This is a genomic window from Novosphingobium sp., assembly GCF_039595395.1.
GTDB lineage: Bacteria > Pseudomonadota > Alphaproteobacteria > Sphingomonadales > Sphingomonadaceae > Novosphingobium.
Window position 1 is genome coordinate 1,991,214 of the sequence record NZ_JBCNLP010000001.1, and the last position, 17,897, is coordinate 2,009,110.

Consider the following 17,897-nt stretch of genomic DNA (forward strand, 5'->3'; position numbering starts at 1 on the left):
GATGATCCGGGTTCTCTCGCTCGCTTCGGAGGCTGTGCCGCTGGTGAAAACCGGCGGCCTTGCCGATGTGGTGGGCGCTCTGCCGCATGCCATTGCCGCCCATGGCGTTCAGATGAGCGTGATGATCCCCGGCTATCCGCAGGTGCTCACGCGGCTCGGCCCGCCTGCCGTAAAGGGCAAGGGGAAGGCCAGGAAGGCTGCCGCCCCGCCGGTCGTCCATGAATGGAAAGACCTGTTCGGCGGCCCGGCGCGGCTGGTTTCGGGTCAGCTCGATGGCGATCACGCGGGCGATCTGCTGGTGCTGGATGCGCCGCATCTCTTCAACCGCGACGGCAGCCCCTATGCCGATGGCTCGGGGCGTGACTGGATCGACAATTGGCGCCGTTTCGCGGCTTTGTCGCGCGCGGGAGCCGATGTCGCGGGCGGCGTGGTGGAGGGGCTGACCTTCGACCTGCTCCACGCCCATGACTGGCAGGCGGGGCTGGCCCCTGCCTATCTCAAATTCGCACCGCCTGCCGGAGGGCGCAGCGTCCCCTCGATCATGACGATCCACAATATGGCCTTTCAGGGCTATTATCCGGCGGACATCTTCCCGCGTCTGGGCCTGCCGCCCGAGGCCTGGGCGGTCAATGGTGTGGAGTATCACGGCGGCGTCGGTTTTCTGAAGGCCGGGCTGGAATCGGCCTATGGCATCACCACCGTCTCGCCGACCTATGCGCTGGAAATCCGCAGCCCGCAGTTCGGCATGGGCCTCGAAGGGCTGATCCAGAGCCGGGGCGACAATGTGCGCGGCATCGTCAACGGGATCGATGCGAAGGAATGGGATCCTTCCAAGGATCCCGCCATCGCGGCTCATTTCTCCGCGCGGGCCTTGGCCAAGCGGGTGGCCAACAAGCGCGCGCTTGAAAAGGAATTCGGGCTCGATCGCGACGATGGCCCGCTGTTTATCGTCGTCAGCCGCCTGACTTGGCAGAAGGGCATGGATGTCCTGTGCGAGGTGCTGGACCATCTGGTCGGCCTTGGCGGGCGTCTGGCGCTGCTGGGCACGGGCGACGCCGCGCTGGTCAGCGAATTGCACCGGGGCGCCGCGCGCCATGCGGGCCGCGTCTCGCTGCGCATCGGCTATGATGAGGCGCTGGCCCATCGCATGCAGGCCGGCGGCGACGCCATCCTCGTCCCCAGCCGTTTCGAGCCTTGCGGGCTGACCCAGCTTTACGGCCTTGCCTATGGCTGCGTGCCGGTGGTGGCGCGCACCGGCGGGTTGGCCGATACGGTGGTCGATGCCAATCTTGCCGCGATCAAGGCGGGGGCTGCCACCGGCATCCAGTTCGCCGGGGTGGATTATCAGAACTTTGCCTTGGGCATCACCCGCGCCGTCGATCTCTATCACCAGCAGGACGCCTGGACCGAGGTGCGCCGCGCCGGGATGCGCATGGATTTCAGCTGGAACCAGAGTGCGGCAGCCTATGCCGCGCTTTACCGCAATTACGTAGATCAGCCCTCTGTCGAGGGCGCTGTCAACCTTCCGGGGGACCAATGAGCACGCTGACCGTCATCGCCAAGCCCACCACGCCCTTTGCCGGGCAGAAGCCGGGCACATCGGGCCTGCGCAAGAAGGTGAAGATCTTCGCTCAGGAAAACTACGCCGAGAATTTCATCCAGAGCGTCTTCGATGTGGTGAAGCCCGAAAAGGGCGCGACTTTGGTGATCGGCGGCGATGGCCGCTATCACAACCGTACCGTGATCCAGCAGGCGATCCGCATTGCGGCGGCCAATGGCTATGGCCGGGTGCTGGTGGGGCAGGGGGGCATTCTTTCCACGCCCGCCGCCTCGCATGTGATCCGCCATTATGGGGCCAGCGGCGGTCTGGTGCTTTCGGCCAGCCACAATCCGGGCGGGCCGGATGAAGATTTCGGCATCAAATACAACATCGCCAATGGCGGCCCCGCGCCCGAGGGTATCACCGATGCGGTCTATGAGCGCACCACCAACATCGACCGCTGGCTGACGGTGGACACGCCCGATGTCGATCTGGACGTGCAGGGCAGCACCGATGTCGCGGGCCTGACCGTCGAGGTGATCGATTCCGTGGCCGATTACGCCACGCTGATGGAAAGCCTGTTCGATTTCGACGCGATCCGTGCGGCGGTGAAGGATGGCCTGTCGATGACCTTCGACGCCATGCATGCCGTCACCGGGCCCTATGCGCATGAAATCCTTGAGAAGCGGCTGGGCTTCAAGCCTGGCACGGTGCGCAACGGCACCCCTCTGGAGGATTTCGGCGGCCATCACCCCGATCCGAACATGGTCCACGCCAAGGTGCTGTTCGACACGATGTTCGGCCCGGATGCTCCGGCTTTCGGCGCGGCCAGCGATGGCGATGGCGACCGCAATCTGATCCTGGGTAAGGGCATCTTCGTGACGCCTTCTGACAGTCTGGCGATGCTGGCGGCGAACGCTCATCTGGCCCCGGCCTATAAGGGCGGGCTCAAGGGCATCGCTCGCTCCATGCCCACCAGCGCGGCGGCCGATCTGGTGGCCAAGGCGCTGGGCATTCCCGCCTTTGAAACCCCCACTGGCTGGAAGTTCTTTGGCAATCTGCTCGATGCGGGCATGGCCACGATCTGCGGCGAGGAAAGCGCGGGCACCGGCAGCGACCATGTGCGTGAGAAGGACGGGCTCTGGGCGGTGCTGCTCTGGCTCAACATTCTGGCGGTGCGGCAGATCCCCGTCTGCGATCTGGCCGCCGAGCATTGGGCGACCTATGGCCGCAACTATTATGCCCGCCACGATTATGAGGCGCTGCCCACGGATGTCGCCAATGCGCTGATCGCGGAACTGACGGCCTCGCTGCCTGCGCTGCCCGGCAAGGTCGTTGGCCCGCTGACCATCGCGACGGCTGACAGCTTCTCCTATACCGATCCCGTCGATGGTTCGGTCAGCAAGAATCAGGGCCTGCGCATCCTGTTCGAGGGCGGATCGCGCATCGTGTTCCGCCTCTCGGGCACCGGGACCGAGGGCGCCACGCTGCGCGTCTATCTGGAACGTTACGAACCGGTCGGCGGCAATCTGGCGGCGCAGACGCCCGATATGCTGGCCGATCTGATCGCCGCGGCTCAGGAACTGGCGGGCATCACCCGTCACACGGGCCGCACCGAGCCTGACGTGATCACCTGATCATGCTGGAGACCGCCGGAATCGCATCGGATGCCTTGCTGGGCGCCCATGTCATCGCCGGCGAGGGCGGGGAGTACACTCATTTCGCGGTGCGCTCCCCTCATGCCGAGGCGGTCACCCTGTGCATCTTCGCTCAGGGCGAGGAATATCCCACGCCCATGCACCGGCAGGGCGAGTTTTGGCGCACCACGCTGAAAGGCAATCTGGCGGGCGCGACCTATGGCTACCGCGCCGACGGCCTCTGGGCGCCCGAGCAGGGCCAGTGGTTCGATCCGGCCAAATTGCTGGTCGACCCTTATGCCGTCGAGCTGGATCGGCGCTTTGTTTACGATCCTGCACTGTCGCGGTTCGGCGTCGATACGGCGGCGCTGGTGCCCCGTGCCATCGTGCCGGGCAAGCGCGAGCCTGTCCCCGGTGAGGCGCCGCATTTCGTGCGCGGTGGGCTGATCTATGAGCTGAATGTGCGCGGATTTACCCTGCTGCACCCCGATGTGCCGGAGGCTTTGCGCGGCACGGTTGCGGCACTGGCCCATCCGGTGATCCTTGCGCATCTGAAGAAACTGTCGGTCAGCGCGGTGGAGCTGATGCCCATCGTCGCCTGGGTGGATGAGCGGCATTTGCCGCCGCTGGGGCTGCGCAACTTCTGGGGCTACAATCCGGTGGCGATGATGGCGCTCGATCCGGGCCTGTGTCCGGGTGGCGTGGCCGAGTTGCGCGATACGGTCGCCGCGCTGCATGCGGCGGGGATCGGGGTGATCCTCGATCTGGTGTTCAATCATAGCGGCGAAAGCGATGAGGGCGGCCCGGTGCTGTCCCTGCGCGGGCTGGACAATGAGAGCTACGCCCATGAGGCGGATGGCCAGTTGGTGAATGTCACCGGCTGCGGCAACACGCTGGATTTCGCCCGGCCGCATGTGCGCGCGCTGACCCTGGCCAGCCTGCGCCATTTCGTCGAGCAGGCCGGGGTCGATGGCTTCCGCTTCGATCTGGCACCGGTGCTGGCGCGCTCGCCCGATTACGATCCCCATGCGCCGCTGTTCGAAGACATCGCTGCCGATCCCGTGCTGGGCGACCGCATCATGATCGCCGAGCCATGGGATATCGGCGAGGATGGTTACCATTTGGGGCGCTTCCCCGACAACTGGTTGGAATGGAACGATCGCTATCGCGACGATCTGCGCCGGTTCTGGAAGGGGGAGGTCGGGATCGGCGCTCTGGCCACAAGGCTGGCGGGCAGCAGCGATGTCTTTGGCGAGCAGGCCTGCCGCAGTGTCAATTTCCTCGCCGCGCATGACGGCTTCACCCTGGCCGATCTGCTCGCCTATGAGCAGCGCCACAATGAGGCCAATGGCGAGCAGAACCGCGATGGCCATGGCGACAATCACAGTTGGAACCACGGGGTGGAGGGGCCCAGCGATGATGCCGGGGTGCAGGCCTCCCGCGCCAGTGATGCGCGCGCCTTGCTGGCCACGCTGTTTGCCAGCACCGGCACGATCATGCTGACCGCGGGGGATGAGTTCGGTCGTAGCCAGCAGGGCAACAACAATGCCTATTGTCAGGACAGCCCGATTGGCTGGGTTGATTGGGCCGGTCGCGATGAGGCGCTGGAGGATGATGTCGCGCTACTCTCGGCCTGGCGCGCGGCAAGGGCCGAGCGTTTCGAGCAATTCCCGACTGACGGCGTCTGGACCAACAGGCAGGGCGAGGCGATGAGCGTGGCGGATTGGGAGGCCCCCGATGCCGGTTCTCTCGCCTATGCCAGCAGCGCCTATCGCCTGATCCTCGACCGCGCGACGCGGCGGGTGACGATGAGCGATGATGCCGCTGCAGACCTGTTTCCGGCCGCGCCACCGCCCTTATAAGAAAAATTCAGCAGGTCCGGGAACAACGCGTCAGATCGATCATTGTGGTGTCGTCGGCATCTGCTGTCGGCCCATGGATTTTACGATCCGCTCAGACATATGGATGATGGCCGCCGATCTTCCCCCCTCGGTGACCCCTTCCATGGTGATCCACCCGCCTCTGTCCCCGCAGAGGATACCCCCATCCGGACCCGCGCCGGATTCGGATCACACTGAATGGGCGTTTCGATGCTCGATTGTCAGGCATCCACGCGGTGCCTGTTGGCGCACCGACCACAAGGCGGGCGCCGGGGCTGAAGGCCCCCCTCGGCAACGAGGGCTATCGAGGTGCATCGAGGCGCCTGTGCTCGATGGATTGATGTTCGACTGCAGGGGCCTTTGTGCCCCTGCTTCTTCCTGTTTTATATGGTTTTTTGCCTTGATGGCCCTGCCGCATGTCTGGCACGGTTGGTCTTAAGGACAGGTTTCTCTTCCGTCAGTCACCGTATTGTCTTGTGTTACCGCCAGATGCAGGGGGACCCCCTGCGTTACCGGAAAGCTTGAGTTCAATCAGGCTGACGCATAAGGCAGTGTGGCTTTGGCAAAATCTGTCGGGATCTTCCCGACGATTTTGGGGATAGGAATTGGAATGTCTGCAGACCACGTGTCTGGCGGGCATGATGGTGTTGGCCATGATTCGGTCGATGCGCGTCATGCTTTGCCCAAATCGGTGCAAGTGCGTTATCTGGTCCTGGCGGGTGTCGGGGTTGCTGCCATCACGGCACTGGTGATGCTGGGGAAAACCCTGTTTCATCATGAGGACAAGCCCGCGGCACCGCTCCCGCCCGGCGTGGTCCAGCTTTCGCAGAGCCAGATGGCCAGCGTGAAGCTTGAACGCGTGGACGCTGGCGACGATTACCAGCGCACCCAGGCCACCGGCCAGATCGCGGCGGATGATACGCTCTCCACGCCGGTCTTCCTGCCTTACTCCGGGCAGGTGACCGATGTGTATGTGCAGGCGGGCGCTCAGGTGACGCCGGGCCAGCCGCTGCTCAAGGTGCGCACTGGCGATGTGGTCGACGCGCGCAACACGCTGTTTGCCGCCACGGCCCAGCATGCCAGCGCCACCGCGCAGTTGAAGCTGGCCCAGTCCAACCTCGCCCGTGCCGAGCAGGTCTACAAGACGGCAGGCGGCGCGCTGAAGGACTATCAGCAGGCGCAGAACGACTTCGTTGCCGCCCAGGCCGCCCAGCGCAGCGCCGAAAGCGCCCTTGCCGCCGCGCGCGACAAGCTGGTGGTCTTCGGCAAGACCGGCGCGGAAATCGGCAAGCTGCAGCATGCGGGCGACATTGGCGGGCTCCATGCCGAAACCGTGTTCCACGCGCCCATCGCGGGCGTGATCTCGCAGCGTGCGGTGTCGACCGGGCAGTATGTGCAGTCGGGCGGCTCCAGCCCGGTGCTGACCATCGCCAATCCGGCCCGCGTTTGGCTGGTGGCGCAACTGGCTGAGAGCGATGCCTCCGCCGTCCATCTGGGCGACGGCGTGGATGTGACGGTGCCGGGCCTCGGCAACCGCGTTTTCCATGCCACCATCGACAATGTGGCCCAGCAACTCGATCCCACCACGCACCGCCTGCCGGTGCGCGCCACGATCGCGAACGCTGATCGCGCGCTCAAGCCGCAGATGTTCGCCAATTTCACCATTCGCCATGCCGTCAACACCGGCAACCGCCCTGATGGCGTAACGGTGCCGGCTCAGGCGGTGATCCATGAGGGCGACGCCGCCCGCGTGTGGATCTCGCAGGGCAATGGCCGGCTCGTCTCGCGCGAGGTGCAGGTGGCAGACAGCAGCGGCGGGCGCGTGCGCATCACCGAAGGGCTGAAGGCGGGCGAGGTGGTGGCCACCACCGGGGCGATCTTCGTCAACGAAGCCGGGCTGGACAACTGATACTGCCATGAACAGTATCATCCGCCTGTCGCTGCGTAACCGCATGCTGATCATCGGCTTCCTTGTCGCCTTGCTGGCGGCGGGCGGCATTGCCTTTTCACAGCTCAACATCGAGGCCTATCCCGACCCCGTTCCGCCGATGGTGGAGATCGTCACGCAAACCTCCGGGCTTTCCGCCGAGGAGATGGAGCGCAACGTCACCATCCCCATTGAGGTGCAGATGGCGGGCATTCCGCATCTCAACACCATCCGGGCGATTTCGCTGTTCGGCCTGTCGGACGTGAAGATCCAGTTCACTTACGACTACACCTTCCAGGAAGCCCAGCAGCAGGTGATCAACCGCCTGTCGCAGATGGGCACGCTGCCGGGCGGGGCCCAGCCGGGCATCTCGCCCACCAGCCCCATCGGTGAAATCTTCCGCTACCGCGTCGTTGGCCCCAAGGGCTATTCGGTGATGGACCTGAAGACGCTGCAGGACTGGGTGCTGGAGCGCAAGTTCAAGGCCATTCCCGGCGTCATCGATGTGACCGGCTGGGGCGGCAAGATCCGCAGCTATCAGGTCACGGTCGATACCAACAAGCTGAGCGGTCACGGCGCCACCGTGGCGCAGGTGATGCAGGCGATCGGCCATTCGAACGCGAATGCCGGCGGCCAGACGATCAACTTTGGTCCCCAGGCCGCCATCGTGCGCGGCGTGGGCCTGATCCAGTCGGTCGAGCAGATCAACAATGTGCTGGTGACGACCAATGGCGGCGTGCCCGTGCTGCTGAAAGATGTGGCGCAGGTCGAGATCGGCAATGAGCCGCGTCTGGGCATCGCGGGCTACGGTCAGGAGGACGACATCGTCGAGGGCGTGGTGCTGATGCAGCGCGGCGCCAAGTCGATGCCGACCATCACCGCCGTCAAGCAGCAGTTAGAGGACATCAACGCCAGCGGCATATTGCCGCCCGGTGTCCATCTGGAGCGCATCTATGACCGCTCGGATCTGATCAACCACACCACCTCGACCGTGATCGAGAACATGGTGGTGGGCATCATCCTGATCTTCGTGCTGCAATGGGCCTTTCTGGGCAATCTGCGCAGCGCGATCATTGTGGCGATCACCATCCCCTTCGCTTTGTCCTTCGCGGTGCTGATCATCGTGCTTCAGGGCGAATCCGCGAACCTGCTGTCGGTGGGCGCGCTGGACTTCGGTCTGGTGGTCGATGCCACGGTCATCATGGTGGAGAACATCTTCCGCCATATGGTCGAGCGATCAGAACATGTGAAATCTGGCCATGGCCATTTCTCGCTGGCGACGCGGCTGTCCTCGGTGCTGCATGCATCGTCCGAAGTGTCGCGTGGCATCTTCTTTGCCGCAGCGATCATCATCGCCAGCTTCCTGCCGCTCTTCACCCTCACCGGTGTGGAAGGGCATATCTTCGGCCCCATGGCCAAGACCTATGCCTATGCCATTCTGGGCGGTCTGATCGCCACCTTCACCATCGCTCCGGTGCTGGCCACCATGCTGCTGCCCGATGAGCTGGATGAGGTCGACACCTGGCTGGTGGCGCGCATTCGCGGGCTTTATGTGCCTGCCGCGCGTTTCGCTCTGGCCAATCGCGTGCTGACTTTGGGCGGCGCGTGCCTGCTGTTCGTCATCGCGATGTTCGGCATGCGCTCGCTGGGCGTGGAGTTCCTTCCCCATCTGGAGGAAGGCAACATGTACATCCGCGCGTCCTTGCCCGCCTCGATCAGCCTTGAGGGCGGCCAGCCCACGGTCAACGCCATCCGCAAGGTGATCGCCACCTATCCCGAGGCCGAAAGCGTGCTCTCGGCGCAGGGGCGTCCGGATGACGGCACCGATGCCACCGGATTCTTCAACGCCGAATTCTTCGTGCCGTTGAAGCCTGCCAAGGAATGGCCCGGCGGCATCACCAAGGAAGAGCTGACTCAGCAGATGAACGCTGATCTGCAAAAGCGCTTCCCCGGCATCGAGTTCAACTTCAGCCAGTATATCGAGGATAACGTCGAGGAAGCCGCCTCGGGCGTGAAGGGGGCCAATTCGGTCAAGATCTTCGGGCCCGATCTGGCGACGCTGGTCCAGCTTGGCGACAAGCTGAAGGCCGAGATGCAGAAGGTGCAGGGCATCACCGATCTGGGCGTGTTCCAGTCGCTGGGCCAGCCCACCGTGCGCATCGACATCGACCGGGTGAAGGCCAGCCGCTACGGCATCCTGCCTGACGACATCAATGCCGTGGTGCAGGCCGCTATCGGTGGCCAGTCTCCGGGCGACCTCTATGAGAAGGGCACCGACCGCCACTTCTCGATCATGGTCCGCCTGAAGGCCGAACAGCGTGACAGTCTGGAAGCGATCCGTCGCATCCCGGTGGGCGTCACCAATCCCAATGGCGGGATGATGCAGGTGCCGCTGTCCGAACTGGCCGACATCAAGCTGACCACCGGCGCCAGCTTCATCTATCGCGAGCATCAGGAGCGTTACGTTCCCATCAAGTTCTCGGTGCGCAACCGCGATCTTGGCAGCGCGGTGGGCGAGGCTCAGGCCCGCATCCAGAAGAACGTGATCCTGCCGCCGGGCTATCACCTGGAATGGGCGGGTGAGATGGGCAATCTGACCAACGCCGTCCATCGTCTGGAGATCGTGGTACCGATCAGCCTGCTGCTGATCTTCGGGCTGCTGATGGCCAACTTCCGGTCGTTCCGCGATTCGATGCTGGCCTTCAGCGTGATCCCCATGGCGATCATCGGCGGCGTGATGGCGCTGGCGCTGACGGGCACGGCCTTCTCGATCTCGGCGGCGATCGGTTTCGTGGCGCTGTTCGGCATCGCGGTGATGGACGGCATCCTGGTGGTGACGACCTTCAACCAGGCGCTGAACGAAGGCTCCAGCCGGAGCGAGGCGCGCCATGTGATCGTTAGCAACTGCCTGCGTCCGGTGGTGATGACCTGTCTGGTCGCCGCCATCGGCCTGCTGCCTGCCGCCGTTGCCACGGGCATCGGCTCTCAGGTGCAGAAGCCGCTGGCGCTGGTGGTGGTGGGCGGCATGACGCTGGCCCCCATCCTGATCCTGCTGGTGCTGCCCGTGCTGGTCGAGAAGTTCAGCCGTCACGTTGGCCCCAATGATCGCGGCGCTCATGGCAGCGATCCGCACCACTCCATCGAAGCGCAGGGGGAGGGCGCGTGATGAAACGTCTTTTCCTTCTGATGCCCCCAATGGCTTTGACTCTGGGGGCTGTGGCCGCTTGCACCTCGCTGGGGCCCAAGGCTGAAACGCCGGTCTCGCTGGCCCCCACCGGGGCCGGCAATGCCGAGATCCTGCCGGTCGATCCAGTGAGCGGCGAGCCTCAGCACTTCACCCAGGGCGCCAAGGTGCCCACGCAATGGTGGAAGGGCTTCGGCAATGCCGATCTGGATGCGCTGGTCGATCAGGCGCTGAAGGCCAACAATGATCTGGCCGCAGCGGATGCGGCGCTGCGTCAGGCCAGGGCTCTGGCTGGCGCTGCGGCGGGCGATCGCCTGCCTCAGGTCGATGTCGGCTACAATGCGCAGCGCGCGCAGGTTTCGAATGTGATCTCGCCGCCCTTGGCTGATCCGAACCAGACGCTCTACACGCTGCATACGGCAACCGCCTCGGTGACCTTCCCGCTCGACGTGTTCGGCGGGGTGGCCAGCAAGGTGAAATCCGCCCGTGCCGCCGCCGCTGCTCAGGCGTGGCGGACGCGGGCCGCGAAAACCACCGTGGTTGCCAATCTGGTGCTGGCGGTGGTGCAGCAGGCGGCTTTGGCCGATCAGGTCGCGGCGCAGCGTGAGGCGATTGCCTCGGCGCGTGGCGTGCTTGATCTGCTGAAGAAGCGGCAGGCGCTGGGCGCGGTGGGCGCTTCGGACATTGCGGTTCAGGAAACGCAGTTGGCGACGGCGGAAACGGCTTTGCCGGCGCTGGAACGCAGCCAGCTTCATCAGCAGGCGCTGATCGCGGCGCTGTTGGGCGTGGCGCCGGGCACGGCTTTGCCGACTTTGCCCAAGCTGTCGGAGCTGCATCTGCCTGCCGATCTGCCGGTCTCGGTGCCCTCGGTGCTGGTGGCGGAGCGGCCCGATGTGCGCGCGGCTCAGGCCGCGATGCAGGGTGCGGCGGCCGATGTAGGCAGCGCGATTGCGGCGCGTCTGCCCGCGCTCAGTCTGGCGGCCAATGTCGGCGGGCAGGGGGAGACCTTCTCGCAGATGTTCGCGGGCGGCAATCTGTTCTGGACGCTGATCGGCAATGCCGCCCAGCCGATCTTCCATGGCGGGCAATTGCTCAACCAGCAGCGCGCGGCCAAGGCGGCCTTCGACCAGTCCAAGGCGCAATATCGTGCCAGCGTGCTGCAGGCCTTTGTCGATGTGTCGGATGCGCTGGCTGGCTTGTCGGGCGATGGGCGGGCTTTGGATGCCGCTTCGCGTGCTGATGATGCCGCTTCGCGCCAGCTCACTTTCACCCGTCGCCAGCTTGAGCTGGGCGGGGTGGGCACGCTCGATCTGCTCAATGCGCAGAGCGCGCGGGCTCAGGCGGCGGCGGCTCTGGTGGTGGCGCGCAGCAGCCGCTTTGCTGATACGGTGGCGCTCTATCAGGCGCTGGGTGGAGGCGTTTCCGCCGAATAACAGGCGCTTGGCGTAACGGAACAGGCGGCGTGGGGATCATCTCCGCGCCGCCTTTCTCGTGCCTTGAAAATCTTTCAAGATATATCTTGAAAGATCGTGAGTGATGCGTATCTTCTCCTCATGACAAGACTCACAGGAGAAAGAATGATGCGACACTTTCATGGACGCCGCTGCGGCGAGGGTGAAAGGCACGAGCACCGGGGCGAACGACATGGCCATGGTGAGCGCCATGGCCGGGCCGCCCGCATGATGCATATGATGATGGAGCGCGGCTTCGGCGATCGTTTCGCCAGCCGTTTTGGCGGCGGCTTCGACGGCCCCGATGGCGAAGGCTTCGGGCGCGGCTTTGGCGGTCCCTTCGGGGGCGGTTTCGGCGGCGGCGGTTTCGGGGGTGGTGGCCCCTTTGGCGGTGGCCGGGGCGATGGCTTCGGACGCGGTCGTCGCGGCAAGATGTTCACCGGCGATGAGCTGCGGCTGATGCTGCTGGCCCTGCTGGTCGAAAAGCCCGAGCATGGCTACCAGCTCAAGCGTCTCTTTGCCGAGCGCAGCAATGATGCCTATACGCCCAGCCCCGGCGTGCTCTATCCGCTGCTCTCGCTGCTGGAGGATGAAGAGATGATCGAGCATGCCGAGGGCGGCACCGGCTCAAAGCGCCAATGGGTGCCCACCGAAGCCGGTCGCGCCGAGGTCGAAACCAACAAGGAGACCATCGAGGCGCTCTTCGCCCGTCTCGCCAAGCTGGGCGAGGCCTCGAGCCGTACCGACAGTGCCCCGGTGCGCCGCGCGGTCCATAATATGAAGGCTGCTCTGATGGAGCGTCTGGGCCGCGAGGGCGCCGAGAGCCAGCTTGGCTTCGAAATCGCCAAGATCATCGATGAGGCGACCCAGAAGATCGAGCGCCTTTGAAAACGGAAGGGGAAGGCGCGGCTATGTTACATGCTCGCGCCTTCCCCCTTATGGTCAAACCTTGGTCTTGATCAGATGGTCGACCACGCCGGGATCAGCCAGGGTCGATATATCGCCCAAATTCGACGTATCCCCCTCGGCGATCTTGCGCAAAATCCGCCGCATGATCTTGCCCGAGCGCGTCTTGGGCAGGCCCGGCGCGAAGTGGATCACATCGGGCGTCGCGATCGGCCCGATTTCCTGACGGACCCATGCGATCAAGGCTTTGCGAGTGGCCTCATCGCCATCGACGCCCGCGTTCAGCGTGACATAGGCATAGATGCCCTGTCCCTTGATCTCATGCGGCATGCCCACGACCGCCGCCTCGGCCACCTTGGTGTGCGCCACCAGAGCGCTCTCCACCTCGGCGGTGCCCATGCGGTGGCCCGAGACGTTGATCACGTCATCCACACGGCCGGTGATCCAGTAATAGCCATCCTCGTCGCGGCGGCAGCCGTCGCCGGTGAAATATTTGCCGCGATAGGTGGTGAAATAGGTCTGGAAGAAGCGCTCATGATCGCCCCAGACGCTGCGCATCTGCCCCGGCCAGCTCTGCGCGATCACGAGGTTGCCCTCGGTGGCGCCCTCCAGCACCGTGCCATCGGCGTCCACGATCTGGGGCACCACGCCGAAGATCGGCCAGCTCGCGCTGCCGGGCTTGAGCGGTGTTGCGCCCGGCAGAGGCGTGATCATATGGCCGCCGGTTTCGGTCTGCCACCAGGTGTCGACGATGGGGCAGCGGCCTTCACCCACGACGTGATAGTACCATTCCCAGGCCTCGGGGTTGATCGGCTCGCCCACGCTGCCCAGAATGCGCAAGCTTGTGCGGCTGGTTTTCTTCACCCATTCGTCGCCCTCGCGCATCAGCGCGCGCAGAGCGGTGGGCGCGCCATAGAAAGCGGTGACCTGATAACGGTCGACGATCTGCCAGAAGCGGCTGAAATCGGGGTAGTTGGGCACGCCCTCGAACATCACGGTGGTGACGCCATTGGCCAGCGGGCCATAGACGAGGTAGGAGTGCCCCGTCACCCAGCCCACATCGGCGGCGCACCAGTAGATATCGCCGGGGCGCGTGTCGAAGACATACTCATGCGTCATCGCGGCCCAGGTCAGATAGCCGCCGGTGGTGTGCATCACGCCCTTGGGCTTGCCGGTGGAGCCTGAGGTGTAGAGGATAAACAGCGGATCTTCCGCGCCCATTTCCTCGGGCGGGCAGTCGGCGGCGACGCCATCGCGCTCATCCAGCCACCAGACGTCGCGGCCTTCGACGATCTTCACCGGGTTCTGGGCGTGATCGACCACCAGCACCGCGCTGACATCCGGGCACTGCTCCAGCGCCTTGTCGACATTGTCCTTCAGGGGAACCAGCTTGCCCCCGCGATTGCCGCCATCGGCGGTGATCACGAGGCGAGAGCCGCAATCGAGAATGCGCCCGGCCAGAGCATCGGGGCTGAAACCGGCAAAAACGATCGAGTGAATGGCGCCGATGCGCGTGCAGGCCAGCATGGCAATGGCCGCCTCGGGGATCATCGGCAGGTAGATGGTGATGCGGTCACCCCGCTTGGCACCCAGCTTTTTGAGCACATTGGCGAAGCGGTTCACCTCGGCATGAAGCTGCGCATAGGTCAGGCGGACGGTCTGGCTGGGGTCGTCGCCTTCCCAGATGATCGCGGTCTGCTCGCCGCGCTCGGCCAGATGGCGGTCGAGGCAGTTGGCCGAAACATTCAGCGTGCCGTCGGTAAACCAGCCGATGCCGAAATCGGCCTCATCGAAGCTGGAGGTGTTGAGCTGCGTCCAGGGCTTGATCCAGTCCAGCCTTGCGGTTTCCTGCCGCCAGAAAGCCTCGGGCTCCTCGATCGACTGGCGGTATTTGTCGGCATAGGCTTCCGCCGAGATCAAGGCGCGCGCCGCCCATTCGGCGGGCACGGGGTAGGTGGTGGACACGATCAGGCTCCCATACTTATACGTGCCGGTTGGAAAGGTCCGTCAACCGGCGGGGGGCAGTCTTCGCGGTTGCAACGCCCGCGTCAAGGGGGATCAAGGTTTTGGAGCGGCGCCGTAAAACCACGATTGCCGCCAGCCATGCACCTGCTCGACAGGGCGGCCCGAGGCATCGGTTGCGGGGCGGAAACGGAAGCGTTCCTGAGCCAGTTTGCAGGTGATGGCATCGCTGTCGGCATCGCCCGAACTTTCGCGCACATGGCAGTCATGCGCGCGGCCATCGGTGCCCACGGTGAAGACGATCAGCGCGCTGTGGCCGATGCGCGCGTCCCGGCCCGATCGGGGGTAGTCCTTTGCCGAGTCGATGTTGCCCGAGATCTGCACCAGCGCCGATCCGCCGCCTCCGCCCTGACCGGTGCCGCTGGCACCATTGCCGCCGCCCGTGCCGGTTGCGCCAGCACCCGTGCCTGACCCGGCATCGCGCATGCCCGAGGTGTCGGCAGAACCCGAGGCCGCCACCTGAGGCGCCGGCGGGCGGACCAGAGGAACAAGGGGGACAGGTGCGATCACCGCGCGAGGCACGGCATGGGCACCCGCCGCGCCGCTCAAGGCCGCAGCTTGCGGGGCCGCATGAAGCGGTGCCTTTGTTGGGGAGGGCGGTGGCGGGGGAGGCGTATCGTCCACCACAAAAGCCGCCAGCGCATTCTGCCTGACGGCTTGTCGAGCTGCCGGGCTCAGGCCCAGCAGCAGGACCGCCAGCACCAGAGCCTGCACCACAAAGGCCAGCGCGGCACTGCCGGCGCGCGCTTGCCAGCCACCGGCTCCGTGCCAATGGCCCGGATCATGCGGGGCAGGATCGACCTTCAGGCTCATCCCCCGGCTTCTAGCACGGAGGGGATGAGCCTTTGGTTAATTACTTGTTGCCGGCCAGGAAGGCGACGATGTTGGCGCGGTCCTTCGCATCGGCCACGCTGATCACCATCTTGGTGCCCGGCACCATCTTGCCCGGCGCCTGCAGGAAGGTATCGACCTTGGCCGGGGTCCAGACGATGTTCGAAGCCTTCAGCGCGGGCGAATAGAGCGCGAAATCGCTGGTCGAACCGGCCTTGCGCCCGATCACACCGTTCAGATTGGGCGCCAGAGCGGTGGACTTCTGCCCCTTGTTCAGCACATGGCACATCTGGCAGCGGGCCTTCACCAGCGCCGCACCCGCCTGAGCATCGCCCGCGGCGTAGGCCGGCAGGCTGAAGGACAGGGCGGCCGCAATAAACCCACCCACAACGGCTGAACGCAGAACCATGCTAATCTCTCCGAATCATGCGGATAGTTTTCCGCCATGTCCTGCCCGGCTTGTCACAAGGGGGCGCTACGGATCAACCGGCTATTACGTATGCGAATGTTGGGCATGCACATGCAGGACTGTTCTTCGCGTAAGAATCGGAAAGACCGATGCCCTCTATTCCTTGGAAACCTCATCCCCGCCGTATTTGTAATCCAGAAACCGCGTCTGAATGGCGAGGTTGTCGATCGAGCCCTCCGCCAACTGCCGGGTCACGCTGTCGATCTCGGTGCTGATCCGCCCAAGGCTGGCGGCAAGCTGCTCGTCAGGCGAAGCATCGCCCTGCTTTTGCGAGCGCAGAGGCTGAGGGATAGCGGTGTAGGCATTCACCAGATCGGGCAGGTTCTGGCCGACCAGCGTACGCACCTGCGCCACGGCGGGCGTGCTTTCATCCAGCTTGTCGAGTTGCGTGCCGAGCAGATCCAACTGCCCGCCGATCTGGCCGACCAGGTTCAGTGCAGGCGCGGGCAGGGCGGGGCGCTGCGCCTCCAGCCAGAGCTGCGTGTTGCCCACCAGCGTCTTGGCGGGGGCCTTGCGCAGATCGTCCAGCTTGGGGATCTTCACCGCGGTTTGGCGCCCCAGGGCCAGCACCGCCACGGCGATTAGCGCCAGCACAACCACCACCAGAATGGTGCTGATGGCGTGGAGGATAAACGACCCCATGCCGATCAGCGCCAGACCGGCAATCAGCGCCACCATGATCTTGCGCAACTGGCGCCACTGCGCCTCACGCCGGATCGCTGCCGAGCGCTGGCCGATGGCACCTTGCACGCGGCGGCCACCGGCGCGCTGCTGGTTCAACGTCGAACGCGCGGCGGCCAGGATCGCATCGGAATCGCGGGCTGAATCCGCCATGGCTCAGCCTTCCAGCGAGAGCAGGTTGGGCGTGTCATGCGCCACCTGCGCCTGGGCCGTGCCCTGAGCGCGGGCGATATAGGCGCGCGATTTCTCGACCTCGCCCGAGAGCGTGTTGACCGTCTGCTTCATCGAATCGAGCGCCTTCAGCTTGAAGGTGTCGATCGTGTCCATCGTGTCATAGATGTTCTGGAAGGCGCGCTGCAGCGTCTCGACCGGGATGGTGCTGCTGGCGGCCTGCTCGTGGATTTTGCTGGTCTGGTCCTTCAGCAGGGCGCTGGTCGAATCGATGATGTTGGCGGTGGTGGTGTTGAGCGCGGTGATCTGCCCCAGCACCAGCCGCTGGTTGGTCATGGCCTGCGCCACGGTCACGGCGGTGCGCAGCGCGCCCACGGTGGTGGTGCTGGCGCGCTCGACGCCCTTGATCAGCTCGACATTGTTCTTCTTGACCAGATCGAGCGCCAGATAGCCCTGCACCGTCACCGCCATCTGCGTCAGCAGATCCTGCGTGCGCTGGCGGGTGTAGAACAGTGCCGATTCGCGCAGGGCCTTGGCCTTGGCGGGATCGGTGGCGTCCAGATCGTTCGCCTTGTCCTCGATCTTCTCGTCCAGCTTCTTGGAGATATGGATCATCTGTTCGAGGCTGCCCATCGCCTCCCACAGCTTGCCGCGCTCCACATCGATGGCGGCATTGTCCATCAGCAGCTCGTCCTTGCCGCTGGAGAGCTTGTCCAGCACGGCCTTGATATGGCTCTGCGCCGAGACATAGCCGTCGAAATATTTCTTCACACTGCCGCCGAAGGGGATGATCCCCAGCAGCTTGCGCGGCTTCCCCATGATGCCCGATTTGCCCGGATCGAGATCCTCGACCGTCTTGCGCAGTTCGAGCAGATTGGCGCCCACGCCGCTGTCCTTGTCCATGGCGCGGATGGGCCGGTCGAGGAAGCGGTTGGACAGGCCGGCGGCGGCCGCGATCTCCTTGCGGCCCATGGAAGTGAGCTGGTCGACGCGCTTGCCGAATTCCGGGCTGGCCGAATCCTGCGCCACCAGATCGGCGACAAAGGCATCGACTTTCTGGTCCAGCTTGCTGGTCTGCTCGTTCGACAGCGGCACAAGCCCGGCGGCTTGTGCGGGCGCGACCACCGGCACCGGATCGGGCGGCGTCAGCGTGATGGTGGGAGCATCGAGTTGCGTGGGCGTGGAGGCCATGGGCACC

12 protein-coding genes are annotated in these 17,897 nt (G+C 64.8%); 7 read left to right on the forward strand and 5 right to left on the reverse strand.

Translation table 11 applies throughout. The features are described from left to right. Nucleotide 1 precedes the first annotated feature (1 nt). The 7 genes from glgA (at nt 2) to ABDW49_RS09310 (ending at nt 12,507) form a co-directional block, all read left to right on the forward strand. Entirely contained in the window at nt 2–1,540 is a 1,539-nt protein-coding gene (glgA, locus tag ABDW49_RS09280; RefSeq protein ID WP_343611395.1) for a glycogen synthase GlgA, read from the forward strand. After that, nucleotides 1,537–3,177 carry an alpha-D-glucose phosphate-specific phosphoglucomutase gene (locus ABDW49_RS09285; protein WP_343611397.1) on the forward strand — a complete coding sequence of 547 codons (1,641 nt, stop codon included), beginning with the start codon at nt 1,537–1,539 and terminating at the stop codon, nt 3,175–3,177. The genes glgA and ABDW49_RS09285 overlap by 4 nt, the downstream gene beginning before the upstream one ends. Nucleotides 3,178–3,179: 2 nt before the next feature. Beyond that, nucleotides 3,180–5,039, forward strand: a complete 1,860-nt coding sequence (gene glgX, locus ABDW49_RS09290; protein ID WP_343611399.1) for a glycogen debranching protein GlgX — start codon at nt 3,180–3,182, stop codon at nt 5,037–5,039. A 628-nt stretch (nt 5,040–5,667) separates the two neighbouring features. Continuing rightward, the gene (locus ABDW49_RS09295) at nt 5,668–6,966 is read left to right on the forward strand and encodes an efflux RND transporter periplasmic adaptor subunit (protein ID WP_343611401.1); all 1,299 of its coding nucleotides are present in this window, start codon (nt 5,668–5,670) and stop codon (nt 6,964–6,966) included. Between the two features lie 7 nt (nt 6,967–6,973). Next, nucleotides 6,974–10,150: a CusA/CzcA family heavy metal efflux RND transporter gene (locus ABDW49_RS09300; RefSeq protein WP_343611403.1), complete on the forward strand. Its 3,177-nt coding sequence runs from the start codon at nt 6,974–6,976 to the stop codon at nt 10,148–10,150. Next, entirely contained in the window at nt 10,150–11,601 is a 1,452-nt protein-coding gene (locus ABDW49_RS09305; RefSeq protein WP_343611405.1) for an efflux transporter outer membrane subunit, read from the forward strand. The genes ABDW49_RS09300 and ABDW49_RS09305 overlap by 1 nt, the downstream gene beginning before the upstream one ends. Before the next feature lie 144 nt (nt 11,602–11,745). Then, nucleotides 11,746–12,507 carry a helix-turn-helix transcriptional regulator gene (locus tag ABDW49_RS09310; RefSeq protein WP_343611407.1) on the forward strand — a complete coding sequence of 254 codons (762 nt, stop codon included), beginning with the start codon at nt 11,746–11,748 and terminating at the stop codon, nt 12,505–12,507. Nucleotides 12,508–12,561: 54 nt separating this feature from the next. Here ABDW49_RS09310 and acs read toward each other — a convergent pair whose 3' ends face one another. The 5 genes from acs to ABDW49_RS09335 all read right to left on the reverse strand — a co-directional run bounded on the left by acs (nt 12,562) and on the right by ABDW49_RS09335 (nt 17,890). After that, on the reverse strand, nt 12,562–14,493 hold the full coding sequence (gene acs, locus ABDW49_RS09315; protein WP_343614217.1) for an acetate--CoA ligase: 1,932 nt from the start codon (nt 14,491–14,493) through the stop codon (nt 12,562–12,564). 90 nt (nt 14,494–14,583) lie between these two features. After that, entirely contained in the window at nt 14,584–15,360 is a 777-nt protein-coding gene (locus ABDW49_RS09320) for an energy transducer TonB (protein WP_343611409.1), read from the reverse strand. Nucleotides 15,361–15,400: 40 nt separating this feature from the next. Next, nucleotides 15,401–15,787, reverse strand: coding sequence for a c-type cytochrome (locus ABDW49_RS09325; RefSeq protein WP_343611411.1), 387 nt, complete (start codon nt 15,785–15,787; stop codon nt 15,401–15,403). Nucleotides 15,788–15,943: 156 nt separating this feature from the next. Continuing rightward, nucleotides 15,944–16,681: a hypothetical protein gene (locus ABDW49_RS09330; RefSeq protein ID WP_343611413.1), complete on the reverse strand. Its 738-nt coding sequence runs from the start codon at nt 16,679–16,681 to the stop codon at nt 15,944–15,946. 3 nt (nt 16,682–16,684) lie between these two features. Then, on the reverse strand, nt 16,685–17,890 hold the full coding sequence (locus tag ABDW49_RS09335; RefSeq protein WP_343611415.1) for a toxic anion resistance protein: 1,206 nt from the start codon (nt 17,888–17,890) through the stop codon (nt 16,685–16,687). Nucleotides 17,891–17,897: the final 7 nt, after the last annotated feature.

Bases quoted from the DNA above. Each gene is read 5' to 3' on its own strand.
- ABDW49_RS09285 (WP_343611397.1), top strand. From the start codon at position 1,537: ATGAGCACGCTGACCGTCATCGCCAAGCCCACCACGCCCTTTGCCGGG.
- glgA (WP_343611395.1), top strand. From the start codon at position 2: ATGATCCGGGTTCTCTCGCTCGCTTCGGAGGCTGTGCCGCTGGTGAAA.
- ABDW49_RS09295 (WP_343611401.1), top strand. From the start codon at position 5,668: ATGTCTGCAGACCACGTGTCTGGCGGGCATGATGGTGTTGGCCATGAT.
- ABDW49_RS09330 (WP_343611413.1), bottom strand. From the start codon at position 16,681: ATGGCGGATTCAGCCCGCGATTCCGATGCGATCCTGGCCGCCGCGCGT.
- glgX (WP_343611399.1), top strand. From the start codon at position 3,180: ATGCTGGAGACCGCCGGAATCGCATCGGATGCCTTGCTGGGCGCCCAT.
- ABDW49_RS09325 (WP_343611411.1), bottom strand. From the start codon at position 15,787: ATGGTTCTGCGTTCAGCCGTTGTGGGTGGGTTTATTGCGGCCGCCCTG.
- ABDW49_RS09310 (WP_343611407.1), top strand. From the start codon at position 11,746: ATGATGCGACACTTTCATGGACGCCGCTGCGGCGAGGGTGAAAGGCAC.
- ABDW49_RS09320 (WP_343611409.1), bottom strand. From the start codon at position 15,360: ATGAGCCTGAAGGTCGATCCTGCCCCGCATGATCCGGGCCATTGGCAC.
- ABDW49_RS09305 (WP_343611405.1), top strand. From the start codon at position 10,150: ATGAAACGTCTTTTCCTTCTGATGCCCCCAATGGCTTTGACTCTGGGG.
- ABDW49_RS09335 (WP_343611415.1), bottom strand. From the start codon at position 17,890: ATGGCCTCCACGCCCACGCAACTCGATGCTCCCACCATCACGCTGACG.
- ABDW49_RS09300 (WP_343611403.1), top strand. From the start codon at position 6,974: ATGAACAGTATCATCCGCCTGTCGCTGCGTAACCGCATGCTGATCATC.